The following is a 13802-nucleotide window of genomic DNA, read 5'->3' as shown; positions in this document are numbered from 1 at the left end:
AAACTTTTCCTGAGGTACATCCGTATAGTAGGTAATATGATGAAAAGGGGTGAGCAACTTGACGCTATTTGGCTATTCACTCGAGCAGATCTTTTTGGTGGTTTTGATTTTCGCTGGCCTTGCCACAGTATTGGTTATGTTTTTTGGTGATGCAGTCGAAGGTATTGGGGAAGGACTACCCATTTTTAATCCGAGTGTCATTCTATCTTTCATTACGTTGATGTCAGCAGCAGGTTTTATTTTAGAAAAACTAGCCTGGTTCTCTAGCGTTTGGAACATCATTGCTGCATGTATCATCGGTGCTATTTTAAGTTCCATCTTTTATTTATTTGTTCTCGTTCCGCTACGTTCCGCTGATGTTTCTTTAGCTTATACAGAGGAATCGCTAGGCGGGCAATTAGGAAGAGTTATTGTGCCAATTCCAGTAGATGGTTTTGGCGAGGTTGTTATCGAAACGACAAGTGGCATGATTTCAAAACGGGCAACGGGCTATGATAATGAAGCCATTGACTATGATGAAACCGTACTTGTTGTGGATGTGAAGGACGGAACACTTTTTGTTAGAACGTACGAGAAAAAATTTGTTTAAAGGAGAGATATGTCTATGTCAACCGATATCTTAATTGTTTTAGGAATTGTAGCATTTGTATTAATTGCCCTAGTCGGCTTATATGTGACAAAGTATCGTACGGCGGGTCCTGATGAAGCACTGATTGTGACAGGTAGCTATCTCGGCTCTAAAAATGTACATAAGGATGAGTCGGGGAATCGCATTAAAATCATTCGTGGGGGCGGTACATTTGTATTCCCTATTTTCCAACAAGCACAGCCGTTAAGCTTACTTTCTAGTAAACTAGAAGTGACAACGCCTGAGGTGTATACAGAGCAAGGTGTTCCTGTTATGGCAGATGGTACAGCCATTATTAAAATTGGCGGTTCCATTTCAGAAATTGCGACAGCAGCAGAGCAGTTTTTAGGCAAGCAAAAAGCAGAGCGCGAAGGGGAAGCACGTGAAGTATTAGAAGGTCATTTACGTTCCATTTTAGGATCTATGACGGTTGAAGAAATCTACAAAAACCGCGATAAATTCTCACAGGAAGTTCAACGTGTTGCTTCACAAGATTTAGCAAAGATGGGTCTTGTCATTGTATCCTTCACGATCAAGGATGTACGAGATAAAAATGGCTATTTAGACTCACTAGGGAAACCGAGAATCGCACAGGTAAAGCGAGATGCTGATATTGCGACAGCAGATGCAGAAAAAGAAACACGTATTAAACGTGCAGAAGCGTCTAAGGAAGCACAAAAGGCAGAACTAGAGCGTGCGACGGAAATTGCAGAAGCAGAAAAAGAAAATCAATTAAAAGTAGCTGAGTTCCGACGTGAGCAGGATATTGCCAAAGCGCGTGCTGACCAAGCGTATGAGCTTGAAACTGCTCGTGCTAAGCAGGAAGTAACGGAGCAAGAAATGCAAATTCGCATTATCGAGCGTCAAAAGCAAATTGAATTAGAAGAAAAAGAGATTTTACGTAGAGAAAAGCAATATGACTCTGAGGTTAAAAAGAAAGCAGATGCAGATCGCTATGCAGTGGAGCAAAATGCTGCAGCTGAAAAAATGCGTGAGCTTGCACAGGCTGATGCGGAAAAATATCGTATTGAATCATTAGCAAAAGCAGAGGCAGAGAAAATTCGTTTGGATGGTCTTGCCAAAGCTGATGCAGAGCGAGCACAAGGGGAGACGGAGGCTGATATCATTCGTCTACGTGGTCTGGCTGAAGCTGAAGCTAAACGTAAGATTGCCGAAGCCTTTGAATACTATGGTCAAGCAGCTGTACTGGATATGGTTGTACGCATGATGCCAGAGTATGCAAAAGAGCTTGCAAGTCCACTTGGCAATATCGATAAGATTACAGTGGTCGATACTGGTGGTGGAGAGGGAAGTGGTGCGAATAAGGTTACATCTTACGCAACCAATTTAATGTCTACACTTCAAGAAACATTAAAAGAAACTTCTGGTCTCGATGTAAAAGAGCTGATCGAGAGCTATGCTGGGAAGCACACATTGCGTCCAGAATTAGAGCAGATTGCTTTAGGACTTGAAAAAAAGCAAGCACCTGAAGAAACGAAAGAAGCGGTAGAACAATCCTAACAAAAAACGACCTGATGATCTCATCAGGTCGTTTTTTTATAGTTGTTGCTGCCATTCACTTACAAGCATGCCATAAATAACGTGATTTACATAATGATCGTAGAGCCATTCTGCAGCTCGAATGGTTCCTTCTTGCATGAATCCAAGACGTTCTGGGATTGCGCGACTTTTGTGATTGGCTTCAGCAACACGAATTTCAACTTTATGAAGCTTCAATGTTTCAAAGGCATATTGCAATAAAGCTTTTACCGTTTTCGTCATGATGCCATGTCCTTGTGCTCCTTCGCTCAACCAATAGCCAATAGTGCCGATTTTATTGCTCGGGTTAATCGCGTTAAAGCCTGCAATGCCAACAATTTCATTTTTAAAGAGAATGACTAGGAAGAGGCTACTGTTCGCTTCATGGCCCTTAATACAGCCCTCAATATAGGCTTTTGTATCCGCCAGTTCTTTTGTGAAATCTAGCCATGGTAGCCATTCTTTCAGATATTCCCTCGAGGCATCCGTTAATGCAAAAACCTTCTCTGCATCTTCAGGTGCGATCATCCGTAAAGCTAAATCTTGGTTTATGGTAATTTGCATTATTGTTCACCTCATTATTATTTTAACGCATTGTGCATAAAGCCTTTCATTTCTCGGCTAAGTAAAGTTAATTCTTCTATAATTTCGCTGAAATCCTGTACGAGCTGTGCTTGCTCATTTGTTGCATCATTGATTTGTCCCATATTTTGCTTTAGATTATCTAGATTTCTATTGATATTCCGTAATGATGATTCTATATTTTCGGTAGCACTAGACGTCTCAAAGGACAGTTTTCGAACTTCCTGTGCCACAATATTAAAGCCAGCGCCGTGCTGTCCAGCACGTGCAGCCTCGATGGATGCGTTTAAACCTAGTAAATTAGTTTGGCGAGATATACTTTTAATTAAATCTGTCACGGCATTTGTTTTTTCAGAGTCCTCTAGGGCATGCTGTGCCTGCTTATTAATTTCCTCACTAGTGGCTGCTAATTCCTCAGAATGGGAAGCGATTGTATGTACTTTATCCTGTAGACTGTTGACGATCTTATCCATCGTAGCCATATAATCTTCAAGTTTGAGCTCATTATCTATTGGTAAGCCAAAAGCTAATGCACCTACTACTTGACCATTTTCACGAATGGGGAATGAAAAAGCATTGATTGCTACACCGTAAACATCCTCTGGTATCACCACATCTGCATTTTGTCCATTAAAGGCGATGAAAACATTTTGGTCATTGGCGTTAACTTTTTGTCCATCATGGTAGCCGGAATCCACACGTTTACCTGCTAAGTATTTAACGACTGTTTCATTTTCCTTTTCAACAACAGCCACAATGGCTTCTTGTTTTAATGCTAGATGAATATAAGGTGTTGCGAGGGCTAAAGCTTCAATAATTTTCATAAAAATTCCTCCAAGTCTCGTCAATGAAAATGGTTGTGTCATCTGTCTTCATTGTGACAATGGTTCTAGATGATTACTTTTACTGTAGCACAATATTTGCCAAGTCAAAATAGCTATTTATTTTTTATTAAAAGAAGAACATACAAATCTGAAGTGCTTTTATTTGTCAATTATTATTTTTTTGCAGCGGTGAAAATGAAGGTCTTTTTTGTCTAAAATTTGACAAGGAGACGTGTGTTTTGCGAAATATTGTATTAGAATAATAGTAGCATGTGGAAGAAGTTAAGGAGAGAGTTTCATGGACTATATACAAAAGGGTACGAGGGCGTTTCATAAAGCGAATTGGGCCTTATTTTTAGCAGGCTTTATTACGTTTGCTAACCTATATGTAACGCAGCCATTACTACCAACATTTTCAGAAGCATTTCACGTCTCACCAGCTGTAGCAAGTTTATCTCTTTCAGTAACTACCTTTGCATTAGCGGTGAGTTTAATAATTGTCAGTTCGTTATCAGAAGCATGGGGAAGAAAATCATTGATGACGATTTCTATTTTTGCAGCTTCTGTCCTGACACTAGCTCTTGCATTTTCACCTAACTTTGAAACAATTTTAGTTTTACGTGTTGTACAAGGCATCGTTTTTGCAGGTTTACCAGCAATCGCTATGGCTTATTTGGGAGAAGAGATGGAACCAGGAAGCTTAGGGGTTGCCATGGGCTTATATATTAGCGGTAATTCAGTAGGGGGACTTAGTGGACGAGTTATTATTGGTACCTTAACGGACCATTATAACTGGCATACAGGCATGATGGTACTAGGAGGAATCAGCCTGCTAGTTAGTTTATTGTTTGTCTGGATGTTACCAAGCTCCAAACATTTCAGCGCGCGACCTTTACAATTAAAAGCATTGACCAAAACCCTACTGCAACATTTAAGAGATCCTTCTATGCTGTGTCTTTATGGGATGGGGTTTCTTTTAATGGGAAGCTTTGTCACACTTTATAATTATATTGGCTTTAAACTAATGGCACCTCCCTATAATTTAAGTGCCACAATTGTAGGTTGGATATTTGTCATTTATTTAGTTGGGACATTTAGCTCGGCATGGTTTGGCAGTTTAGCCGATCGTTATGGTCGCCAACGAATGCTCTTACTGGCCATTGCCATTATGTTAGCTGGAGCTATAGTAACGCTCAATGGGCTACTTACTTTAAAGATTATAGGGATAACCGTTTTTACCTTTGGCTTTTTTGCAGCTCATTCAATCGCAAGTGGCTGGGTGAGCAAACGAGCATCCCACGATAAAGCACAAGCATCTTCTCTCTATTTATTTTTCTATTATTTTGGTTCAAGTGTTGGAGGAACAGTAGGAGGCGTTTTTTGGATGAAATATGGGTGGATGGGTGTTATAGTGATGATTGCTCTGTTTTTATTCATTGCTTGTGTCCTATCATTTTTATTAAAAAGATTCATTGTTAGACAACGTATCACAACATGATGTGAGGTGTCATTTTGCAGGAATTACTTTTCTATTTTTTCATTATCCTAGCAGCTTCTATTTTACAAACCAGTACAGGTTTTGGTTTTTCCGTTATGGCTACGCCTTTTTTACTGTTGCTTTTTACACCACAAGAGGCGATGCAAATAAATATAATACTGTCCCTTGTTATTTCGTTTTCTCTCATATGGAAGGTGAGACATGATATTGATGTAGCGTTGCTTAAAAAGGTGATGATCGGTAGTGTTGCAGGTGCTCCTTTTGGTAGTATACTATTTGCCTTAGTCGATGTGACGACATTTAAGCTGCTCATCGCTATCCTTCTTATAGGGCTTACGATTCTATTGATTAAAAATCTCTCTATTCAACAAACAAGGAGTAGAGATTATGGCGTTGGTTTTATATCAGGTATGTTCACAACAAGTATTGGGATGGCTGGACCACCACTGTTGCTCTATTTTGCGAGCACACATAGAAATAAAGAAACCATTAGAGCTGTTTCACTAGCCTACTATATATTTATCTATCTAATTAGCTTACTTTCTCAAGTCATTTTTGAGGGTACAAGTAAAATGGTTTGGATATATAGTATGTATGCTTTGCCAATTGTTTTCTTAGGACTTATTTTTGGACAAATGCTATTTACTCGATTAAATCAAAAATTGTTTAAAATCTTAATTTATTTTCTATTAGTAGCAGCAGGCTTAATTTTGTTGATCCAAAGTTTATGGACAATGCTATAAACAACAAAAAGAAGTATGGAAGGATAATACATCCTCCCATACTTCTTTATTGTTAACCCATAATATTGTAGCCAGCGTCGATGTAGATCGTCTCACCAGTCACACCACGTGATAGGTGAGATAGCATAACAATCGTCATATCTGCTACTTCGTCTTGTTGAACATTACGTTTTAAAGGAGCTGTTTCTTCAATTTTGTGTAAGATTGTGTTAAAAGAAGGAACACCTTTTGCAGCGAGTGTACGAATAGCACCAGCTGAGATAGCATTGACGCGAATATTATCTTGGCCAATATCAGCAGCAAGATAGCGCATAGAAGCCTCTAATGCAGCTTTTGCAACGCCCATCACATTGTAGCCATCAAGTACTCGTTCTGCACCTAAGTAACTCATTGTAACGATAGAGCCACCCTCTGTCATGTATGGATGAGCTGCTTTTGCAGTGGAAATAAGTGAATAGGCACTTGTATCTTGTGCGAATGCATAGCCTTCTCGAGTTGTTTCAAGGAAGCGGTTGTGTAAATCTTCTGCATGCGCAAAAGCCACTGAATGTACAATCCCATGAATAACACCAACCTTTGAGCCGATTTCTTCAAAAGCTGCTTTTGTGCTGTCGTCACTATTCACATCACATTGAACAACAAGAGAATCGGATTGTCCGATATTTTCTAATTGTTTTTGTAATTTTTTTAATGAACGTTCTTGACGATACGTGAAGATGACATTTGCACCAACGTCAAATAAACGTTTAGCAATGCCCCAAGCAATACTGCGATCATTTGCTACGCCCATGACAACAATGTTCTTATCTTTTAATTGTAATAAATTATCCATCATTATGAAGAACTCCTTTGTGAGATAATATCTGTTATTAGTACCAACTACTAAAATATTATCATACATAAAATAACGTTGCAATAACAAGATGAAAAGAGAAGTAGTTTAGAGAGCAAAAAAAATTCATCTCTTTACAGTAGAGACGAATTAAAAAGTGTGCTATTTTATTTTGTTACATAATGATCATACATATCTACTGCTCGATTAACAGCACTACTGACAGTGATTCTAAAGCAATTTTGTGACCGAATGACCTGTGCCAATATTTTGATTGCTCTTGTTTGATTTTTATGGAATAAAGCATTGTCTGTTTGAAAATCATCGTCTAAAAAGGCAAGATAATAAGGTATTCGATTTTGTGGTTTTAACAAATCAGATTCTGCACTTTTTTCAAGTGTATCGTACACCCATAAATCGATGGCATTTCCTAAGTGGAAGGCCGCAAAATACTGAAAATCATCATTCTCACATTCTTTTACTTTTTGAATTATTTGAATTTTTTGGAGCTCATCTAATAAGAATGTATTGATAGAATAATAGATGGCTTTAGAAGGATTTAGAATGAGCTCATCGGTCTGCTGCGATTTTAAGAAAACCCAGTTATTTAACACGTTTGCCCATGCGTCCACAGTATTCAAACATTTCGCACAAACATCTGGAAATATTGATTGCCACTTTGCAGCAAGATTTTTAAATCTATTCATATGGTCTTGATCAATATAAAATAAACTATGCTCAACTTGTAACTGCTCAAACATTCACATTCCTCCAATAGATTGGTATGTATAGCAATGGACCATATGCCTATTATCTTGATGCAAAAGATAGCCAATATTTTAATCAATAAGAAGGCATCCCCTGAAGGATGCCTTTTAAGATATACATCAACGGAAGACTATTCAAATTTTAATGAGTCACCATCGAATGTTTCATCTGCTACTTTGATAGAGTCTGTTGGACAACCTTCAAAAGCGTCTTGCATATCTTCCAATAGATCCTCTGGAACTTCAGCAGTTCCCATGTTATCATCTAAAATAACGAAGGCAATGCCTTCATCATCATAATCATAAATGTCTGGCGCTGCGGCTCCACATGCGCCACAAGCGATGCATGTATCTTTATCAACTATTGTGTATTTAGCCATTTTATTCTCTCCTTTAACGATGTTCCTACAAAGCTTCATACTCATTTTAAAGATGTTTATCTTACATTTCAACTTAAATACTATTAAATTGGAGGAATTTGCGTCAATGTTTCATCAAATTTTATTGCAAATCTTTCAAAAACTCAATAAAGAGCGGACGATTTCGGCTGCCTATCATGTCCTAAGAGGGAAGCGTTCAGGCCAGACGATTCAAGATATTGGTCTTTTTCAACTGCATCAATATTTTGGCCTCTTGCCAAAACTATCTCGTACTACATTTGATGAGGCTGTAAACTTATTTATGCAGAATAGTTGGTTAAATGTGCAGGAATCTGGTCATTTTTACATGGAAACGCTAGGATTACAACGTGCACAACAAACGCCAACCTTTTTCTTTGATGGTTGGCACTATCGGGGAAATGAGCATGTGTTTTTTGCGAGGCTCTCTCTCATTGTACAAAGTTTGTCACATCAAGCCGCAGCCGTTCGTACCTTTTCACCGATTAGTAGAGATACAATGATTCAAGCGTGGGTGCGAACTTTTTTACAGGCACATCATTATAAGGAAGGTCATTTACAACAGCAATTATTGACAGAATGTAATCATGTGCTAACTATTCTCCCTGTGTCAGATGCAAGCAAACAGCTTGTTCTGTATCGTTTAAGTGGTTATCAATTACCAGGATGGACGTGGCAACAACTTGCAGATGAACGGAAGGAAACTGTACTGGATAGTCAATTAGCTTTTATTGAAACCCTACATATATTATTAAATGAAGTGCATCAAAAAATAGATGATTACCCATTACTAGGGCATGTGGCAGAAGGATTAAAAGTTAAAATATTGCTAACAGATTCTGCACAACAAACCGCACAATTATATGAACAAGGTTATTCGATGGAGCAAATTGTTCAAATGAGAAAACTAAAACAAAGTACAATTGAGGATCATTTTGTGGAATTAGCTATGTATGAACCGAACTTTTCTATTGGCCCATTCGTCTCCTATGATGAAGCTCAAAAAGTGTGGCAGGCATCGAAGCAGTATCAAACAAAAAAATTGAAAATATTACATGAAGCTTTAAACGATATGAGTTATTTTCAATTAAGGCTTGTCCTTGCGAAAGGAGAAGTATAAATGGAACTTGAACAATTATTGCATAAGCATTTTGGTTATTCATCATTTCGGCCAGGACAGAAAGAAGTTATTGAGGCATTACTACAAGAACAAGATGTTATTGCCTTATTGCCAACAGGAATGGGAAAATCACTCTGCTACCAGCTACCAGCCTATACATTAGAGAAACCTGTACTAATTGTTTCACCATTACTGTCATTAATGCAGGATCAAGTAGAAGAGCTGAAGCGTTTTGGGGAAAAGAGGGTGGTAGCTTTAAATTCCTTTTTATCACTAACAGAGAAACGTTATGTATTACATTATTTAGAGCAATATCGTTTTATTTTTACTTCCCCAGAGATGCTGCTCCAGCAACAGGTACAAGAGAAACTGGCGCAGATGAAGCTAGGTTTAATCGTAGTAGATGAGGCACATTGTATCTCACAATGGGGCTTTGATTTTCGACCAGATTATTTACGAATAGGTGACTGGCTAACGAGAGGAAATCGTCCGCCGATTTTGGCATTATCTGCTACGGCAACAAAGAAGGTTGTTCGAGATATACGGGAAACTTTATCTCTCAAAGCTCCATTCGAGTTTATGTATAATGTTGACCGCCCGAATATTCATTTAGGCCGTGTAGTAGTGGAGGATAAGGCTGATAAAGCTAGATGGCTCATGCACCATATTACGGAAACAGCAGGACCTGGTATTTTATATGTTTCCTCACGTAAACGTGCGCAACAATATAGCGAAGCCTTATTACAAGAGGGCGTTCGTGTTGCTGCATATCATGCGGGCTATGGGGTGGAGGACCGTCAATTTATTCAACAGCAATTTATAGCTGGTGAACTTGATTGGATTGTTGCAACAAACGCTTTTGGTATGGGCATTAATAAGCTTGATATACGGCAGGTCATTCATGAATCAATGCCTGCCAATATAGCGAATTATATGCAGGAGATCGGACGTGCAGGGCGGGATGGTCACTCTGCACTTGCTATATTACTATATGCTGAAGGTGATGAGGAGCTGGCTAAATTTGTTGTGACAGGCGATTTACCAACTTTACATCATGTTGACCGCTATCAGGAGCTGCTATCTCAGCAAATACAGCCCATCCAAATGCTGAAAAATGGGGAGTTAAGTGAGACAGCCTTCCGTGTGTTAGACTATTGGCTGCAACGAGAGTCTTCGGAACAAGTGAAGGTCCGATTAAATCATTTAGCACTAGAGAAATACAATGCAGTGAATGAAATGCTTCAAATCATACAGACAAAAGACTGTATTCGTGAACATTTAGTCGGGTATTTTGGGCAAAAATTGCAGAAAAAGCCGGAAAACTGTTGTGAAAATTGTGGAATCCATTATGATGTAATCAAGAAAGTACGCTTAAAAGAGAAAAAGAAAGTAGAAATGGCAACGTGGAAAAGTCGATTGCAACAACTATTAATGGGTAATTAGACTAAAACTGACGGTCATTTACTTTTTTCGTAAAATTCGTCATAATAGAGATGATAGAAAGCGTAGTAAGGTTGGGGGAAAGGCGAATGAATAAAGAAGATTATCGCGATAAAATAGAAGAGCATCGTCAATCGTTTGAAGATGAGCAAAAAGAACAGCAATCCTTATCAAGAGTTTCCAGAATGAATAAAAACGGTAATAAAAACAAAAAGCCAAAAAATTCGAAACGTAAGACACCGTTAATGACGATTCTGTTTGTTATTTTTATCTTGATACCATTAACAATTCTTATTTATTTTTGGAAATTTTATGAACCAGGAAAAACGATTGAACAAGCCGAAAAGGATACAGCTGAACAGGTTGTCGAATTAGATCCTTCAGAAGCATCTGCGTCAGATAAAGATAAGGAAAAAGATGATAAGGGTCAAGACGCTCAGGGAGATAAGAAGGCTCAAGAGCAATCTCAAAAAGATGCTGATAAGTTAGCAGCGGAGCAAAAAGCTGCTGAAGAAGCGAAAAAGGCTCAAGAAGCGAAAAAGGCAGAGGAAGCAAAAAAAGCCGAAGAAGCTCGAAAAGCTGAAGAAGCAAGAATAGCTCAACAACAAGCAGAGGCAGCAAGAAAAGCAGAAGAGGCTAGAAAAGCGGAAGAAGCAAAACAAAATGCTAAAGCAACGACACATACTGTAAAAGCAAATGAGAACTTATACCGAATTGCATTAAATCACTATGGCGATGGCAGTGAAGCGACTTTAGCTAAAATTCGTGCTGCTAATGGGATGTCCTCTAATACTGTAATGGTTGGGCAAGTCATTAAGTTACCTTAATAGAATTTTTTTATCGTTATATAGGTTTTCTAGTATAAAATTACAGACAAACGTTCACACCAAAACGTACGTCTGATTTAGCAAAAAGGCGATTCGTTTTTTAAGAAGAATCGCCTTTTTGCTGTCGTAAGGAGAAGTGAGAAAATGCTATATTTAGGGCTATTTCTTTTGGTAGTCATCGCCCCTCCACTTTATATGTGGAAGGTGGCACATGAAAATAATGTATTGTCTCACCAGCTTTCATTACAGGGTGAACAGGAGAAGGTACGATTATTTTTTATTTCAGATGTTCATTTACGTAAAATAAGTAAGAAAATGATTGCACAGTTACAGGGACATCATTTTGATGCAGTAATTATTGGCGGTGATTTTGCGGATAGCCGTACACCGATTGATCGTATTCATGAAAATTTATCATTATTAACGTCCCTTGGACCAACCTATTTTATTTGGGGCAATAATGACAGAGAAATTGGGGAAGAAAGACTGAAGGACATTTTACAGGCATACCATGTTCAAATTATTGTCAATGATGCCGTACAGCTTCCGCTTAAAAATAGCTTTTGGTTAAGTGCTATTGAGGATACAACCGTTAAAGAATATAGTTTTGAAAAAGCTTTTGCAAAGATAGGAGAGCAGGATTTAGTTGTTTTTATCGCCCATAATCCAGAGGTTTTTGCGAAAGTTCGGGCTAAGTTCCGTGCGGATTTAATGATGGGGGGACATTTACATGGAGGGCAAATTCGATTCGGCCCATATGGTGTCCATCCAAATGGTTCCTATCGTCAGCGTGATGGTGTCATGACTTTAGTAAGCAATGGCTATGGGACAACATTAGTACCTTTTCGATTTGGTGCAAAGCCCCAATGTCATATAATTGACATTGATATTTCGAGTAAATAAACAACCAAAACGTGTGAGAAGGCGTATAATAAAAAAGTATCGTCTATTCTATGATAATGTGAAAGCATGGAGCAGCAATTTTTGCTGTTCAAATTCGATTGGAGTGTCAAGAAATGCAGCAAGCAGATGCAATTATTGTTGGAGGAGGCCCATGCGGCTTAGCAGCAGCAATAGCTTTGCAAAATATTGGTTTACAACCTATTGTGATTGAAAAAGGAAATATCGTCAATTCCATCTATCATTACCCTACACATCAAACATTTTTTAGTACGAGTGAACGGTTAGCCATTGGTGATGTACCATTTATTATTGAAGGACGTAAGCCGAAACGCAATCAAGCCCTTGTCTACTATCGAGAGGTCGTCCGTTTAAAAAATATACAAGTTAATCGCTTCGAAAAAGTACAAAGTGTTGTAAAAAATAATGATTTGTTCACGGTTACCTCCGATAAGGAAATATATGAAACGCCCTATGTTGTCATTGCAACAGGTTATTATGATCATCCGAATTATTTAAATATCCATGGTGAGGAGTTACCTAAAGTTTTCCATTACTTTAAAGAGGGCCATGAATTTTTTGATACGGATGTTCTAGTTATAGGCGGCAAAAATTCAGCGATAGATGCCGCGTTAGAATTAAATAAAGCCGGGGCTCGTGTAACCGTAGCCTATCGTGGCAGCGAATACTCTCCAAGCATCAAGCCATGGGTATTACCCGAATTTGAAGGGGTAGTCAAAACTGGAGAAGTTGACATGCTTTTTAATACAAATGTATTGGAAATACGTGAGCACGAAGTTGTTTTAGAAGTAGAGGGCCAAGAGAAAATAGTAAAAAATGATTTCGTTTTTGCTATGACTGGCTATCATCCTGATCACTCCTTTATTAAAGCGATGGGAGTGGACATAGAGGAAGAAACGGGTCGTCCTTATGTTACGCCTGAAACGATGGAAACCAATGTTGAAGGACTATTCATTGCAGGTGTTATTGCAGCAGGAAATAATGCCAATGAAATTTTTATTGAAAATGGTCGTTTCCATGGCGAATGTATCGCTCGAACTATTGAGCAGAGAAAAAAATAACGATCGAGGCTGTATAGGCATGTAGCTTATACAGCCTTTTTAGCAAGGAGGCAACTCAATGATTGGCTTGTATTGGCTCTTGAGTTATTTAATAGGAAACATCTTGACGGCTTATTTCGTTGGTAAGATATACGGTGTCAATTTGCAGGAAGAGCGTAGTAAAAATTTAGGCGCGCGTAATGCGGGAAGTGTGATTGGGAAAACAGCGTTTATTTTGACTCTTCTTGGCGATTCATTAAAAGGTGTACTTGTTGTCGGATTAGGACGCATGTGGCAATTGGATGAATGGGTCCTTATTGGCGGAGCTGCATGGGTGATAATAGGGCATCTATTTCCGATTTGGCTGAAATGGAATGGAGGGAAAGGTGTAGCTACTTTTATTGGTGTGGGTCTCGCCTTATCGCCAAGTCTTTTTTTATGGATGATTATTGGTACAGCACTTATATCGGCCTTTACTAGAAGTCTGACACTTGGCATGGTTGGGGGCTTTGTTTTTTATATAGCCGCAATTATTCAAGCAGGGAAATTAGAGCCATATGGACTTTTAATCATGGCAATCGTGTGTATGCTTATTAAGCATATGTCTAATATTCAGGAATCATTGAAAAGAGGGAAGTGAAGG

At 38.5% G+C, this 13802-nt stretch carries 15 protein-coding genes; 10 read left to right on the top strand and 5 right to left on the bottom strand.

Annotation, left to right across the window (positions count from 1 at the left end; all coding sequences use genetic code 11):
• The first annotated feature begins 58 nt into the window (after positions 1-58).
• Together ACMGGO_RS15760 and ACMGGO_RS15755 are read left to right on the top strand one after the other, a co-directional pair.
• Positions 59-589: a hypothetical protein gene (locus ACMGGO_RS15760; RefSeq protein ID WP_004232545.1), complete on the top strand. Its 531-nt coding sequence runs from the start codon at positions 59-61 to the stop codon at positions 587-589.
• Positions 590-604: 15 nt separating this feature from the next.
• A complete protein-coding gene (locus tag ACMGGO_RS15755; protein ID WP_004232547.1) occupies positions 605-2149 on the top strand; it encodes a flotillin family protein in 1545 nt (514 codons plus the stop codon).
• A 36-nt stretch (positions 2150-2185) separates the two neighbouring features.
• Here the strand turns inward: ACMGGO_RS15755 and ACMGGO_RS15750 are convergent, their stop codons facing one another.
• Positions 2186-2731: a GNAT family N-acetyltransferase gene (locus ACMGGO_RS15750; RefSeq protein ID WP_066037602.1), complete on the bottom strand. Its 546-nt coding sequence runs from the start codon at positions 2729-2731 to the stop codon at positions 2186-2188.
• A gap of 17 nt (positions 2732-2748) precedes the next feature.
• Positions 2749-3573 (bottom strand): methyl-accepting chemotaxis protein, encoded by an 825-nt coding sequence (locus tag ACMGGO_RS15745; RefSeq protein WP_048389774.1) that lies wholly within the window; start codon positions 3571-3573, stop codon positions 2749-2751.
• Between the two features lie 298 nt (positions 3574-3871).
• On the opposite strand from ACMGGO_RS15745, the gene ACMGGO_RS15740 reads away from it, so the two are divergent.
• Entirely contained in the window at positions 3872-5071 is a 1200-nt protein-coding gene (locus tag ACMGGO_RS15740) for an MFS transporter (RefSeq protein ID WP_066037603.1), read from the top strand.
• Positions 5072-5085: 14 nt separating this feature from the next.
• Positions 5086-5814, top strand: a complete 729-nt coding sequence (locus ACMGGO_RS15735) for a sulfite exporter TauE/SafE family protein (protein WP_066037604.1) — start codon at positions 5086-5088, stop codon at positions 5812-5814.
• 52 nt (positions 5815-5866) lie between these two features.
• Here ACMGGO_RS15735 and ACMGGO_RS15730 read toward each other — a convergent pair whose 3' ends face one another.
• From ACMGGO_RS15730 to ACMGGO_RS15720, 3 genes are all read right to left on the bottom strand, one after another.
• Positions 5867-6649, bottom strand: coding sequence for an enoyl-ACP reductase FabI (locus ACMGGO_RS15730; protein ID WP_004232559.1), 783 nt, complete (start codon positions 6647-6649; stop codon positions 5867-5869).
• Positions 6650-6813: 164 nt separating this feature from the next.
• Complete coding sequence (locus ACMGGO_RS15725) at positions 6814-7407, bottom strand: hypothetical protein (RefSeq protein ID WP_048389781.1); 594 nt, start codon at positions 7405-7407, stop codon at positions 6814-6816.
• 137 nt (positions 7408-7544) lie between these two features.
• On the bottom strand, positions 7545-7793 hold the full coding sequence (locus ACMGGO_RS15720; protein WP_004232564.1) for a ferredoxin: 249 nt from the start codon (positions 7791-7793) through the stop codon (positions 7545-7547).
• Between the two features lie 106 nt (positions 7794-7899).
• Between ACMGGO_RS15720 and ACMGGO_RS15715 the strand changes: the two genes are divergently transcribed.
• The 6 genes from ACMGGO_RS15715 to ACMGGO_RS15690 all read left to right on the top strand — a co-directional run bounded on the left by ACMGGO_RS15715 (position 7900) and on the right by ACMGGO_RS15690 (position 13799).
• A complete protein-coding gene (locus ACMGGO_RS15715) occupies positions 7900-8931 on the top strand; it encodes a helix-turn-helix domain-containing protein (protein WP_048389783.1) in 1032 nt (343 codons plus the stop codon).
• Entirely contained in the window at positions 8932-10374 is a 1443-nt protein-coding gene (locus ACMGGO_RS15710; RefSeq protein ID WP_066037606.1) for a RecQ family ATP-dependent DNA helicase, read from the top strand. It abuts the gene before it with no gap.
• A gap of 86 nt (positions 10375-10460) precedes the next feature.
• The gene (locus ACMGGO_RS15705) at positions 10461-11198 is read left to right on the top strand and encodes a LysM peptidoglycan-binding domain-containing protein (RefSeq protein WP_054550700.1); all 738 of its coding nucleotides are present in this window, start codon (positions 10461-10463) and stop codon (positions 11196-11198) included.
• Positions 11199-11342: 144 nt separating this feature from the next.
• Positions 11343-12101 (top strand): metallophosphoesterase, encoded by a 759-nt coding sequence (locus tag ACMGGO_RS15700; protein WP_054550701.1) that lies wholly within the window; start codon positions 11343-11345, stop codon positions 12099-12101.
• Between the two features lie 113 nt (positions 12102-12214).
• Positions 12215-13180 (top strand): YpdA family putative bacillithiol disulfide reductase, encoded by a 966-nt coding sequence (locus ACMGGO_RS15695; protein WP_420282034.1) that lies wholly within the window; start codon positions 12215-12217, stop codon positions 13178-13180.
• Between the two features lie 58 nt (positions 13181-13238).
• Positions 13239-13799: a glycerol-3-phosphate acyltransferase gene (locus tag ACMGGO_RS15690; RefSeq protein ID WP_112117657.1), complete on the top strand. Its 561-nt coding sequence runs from the start codon at positions 13239-13241 to the stop codon at positions 13797-13799.
• The last annotated feature ends 3 nt before the right edge of the window (positions 13800-13802 follow it).

Origin of the sequence: Lysinibacillus sp. BNK-21 (assembly GCF_048684915.1) — a bacterium.
GTDB classification, from domain to species: domain Bacteria; phylum Bacillota; class Bacilli; order Bacillales_A; family Planococcaceae; genus Lysinibacillus; species Lysinibacillus capsici.
The sequence above is the reverse complement of the archived record's forward strand: the minus strand, read 5'-3'. Positions and strand labels throughout refer to the sequence as shown.

Excerpts from the sequence above, each read along its gene's own strand:
- ACMGGO_RS15755 (WP_004232547.1), top strand. The coding sequence starts at position 605 with ATGTCAACCGATATCTTAATTGTTTTAGGAATTGTAGCATTTGTATTA.
- ACMGGO_RS15750 (WP_066037602.1), bottom strand. The coding sequence starts at position 2,731 with ATGCAAATTACCATAAACCAAGATTTAGCTTTACGGATGATCGCACCT.
- ACMGGO_RS15745 (WP_048389774.1), bottom strand. The coding sequence starts at position 3,573 with ATGAAAATTATTGAAGCTTTAGCCCTCGCAACACCTTATATTCATCTA.
- ACMGGO_RS15740 (WP_066037603.1), top strand. The coding sequence starts at position 3,872 with ATGGACTATATACAAAAGGGTACGAGGGCGTTTCATAAAGCGAATTGG.
- ACMGGO_RS15730 (WP_004232559.1), bottom strand. The coding sequence starts at position 6,649 with ATGATGGATAATTTATTACAATTAAAAGATAAGAACATTGTTGTCATG.
- ACMGGO_RS15725 (WP_048389781.1), bottom strand. The coding sequence starts at position 7,407 with ATGTTTGAGCAGTTACAAGTTGAGCATAGTTTATTTTATATTGATCAA.
- ACMGGO_RS15720 (WP_004232564.1), bottom strand. The coding sequence starts at position 7,793 with ATGGCTAAATACACAATAGTTGATAAAGATACATGCATCGCTTGTGGC.
- ACMGGO_RS15715 (WP_048389783.1), top strand. The coding sequence starts at position 7,900 with ATGTTTCATCAAATTTTATTGCAAATCTTTCAAAAACTCAATAAAGAG.
- ACMGGO_RS15710 (WP_066037606.1), top strand. The coding sequence starts at position 8,932 with ATGGAACTTGAACAATTATTGCATAAGCATTTTGGTTATTCATCATTT.
- ACMGGO_RS15705 (WP_054550700.1), top strand. The coding sequence starts at position 10,461 with ATGAATAAAGAAGATTATCGCGATAAAATAGAAGAGCATCGTCAATCG.
- ACMGGO_RS15700 (WP_054550701.1), top strand. The coding sequence starts at position 11,343 with ATGCTATATTTAGGGCTATTTCTTTTGGTAGTCATCGCCCCTCCACTT.
- ACMGGO_RS15695 (WP_420282034.1), top strand. The coding sequence starts at position 12,215 with ATGCAGCAAGCAGATGCAATTATTGTTGGAGGAGGCCCATGCGGCTTA.
- ACMGGO_RS15690 (WP_112117657.1), top strand. The coding sequence starts at position 13,239 with ATGATTGGCTTGTATTGGCTCTTGAGTTATTTAATAGGAAACATCTTG.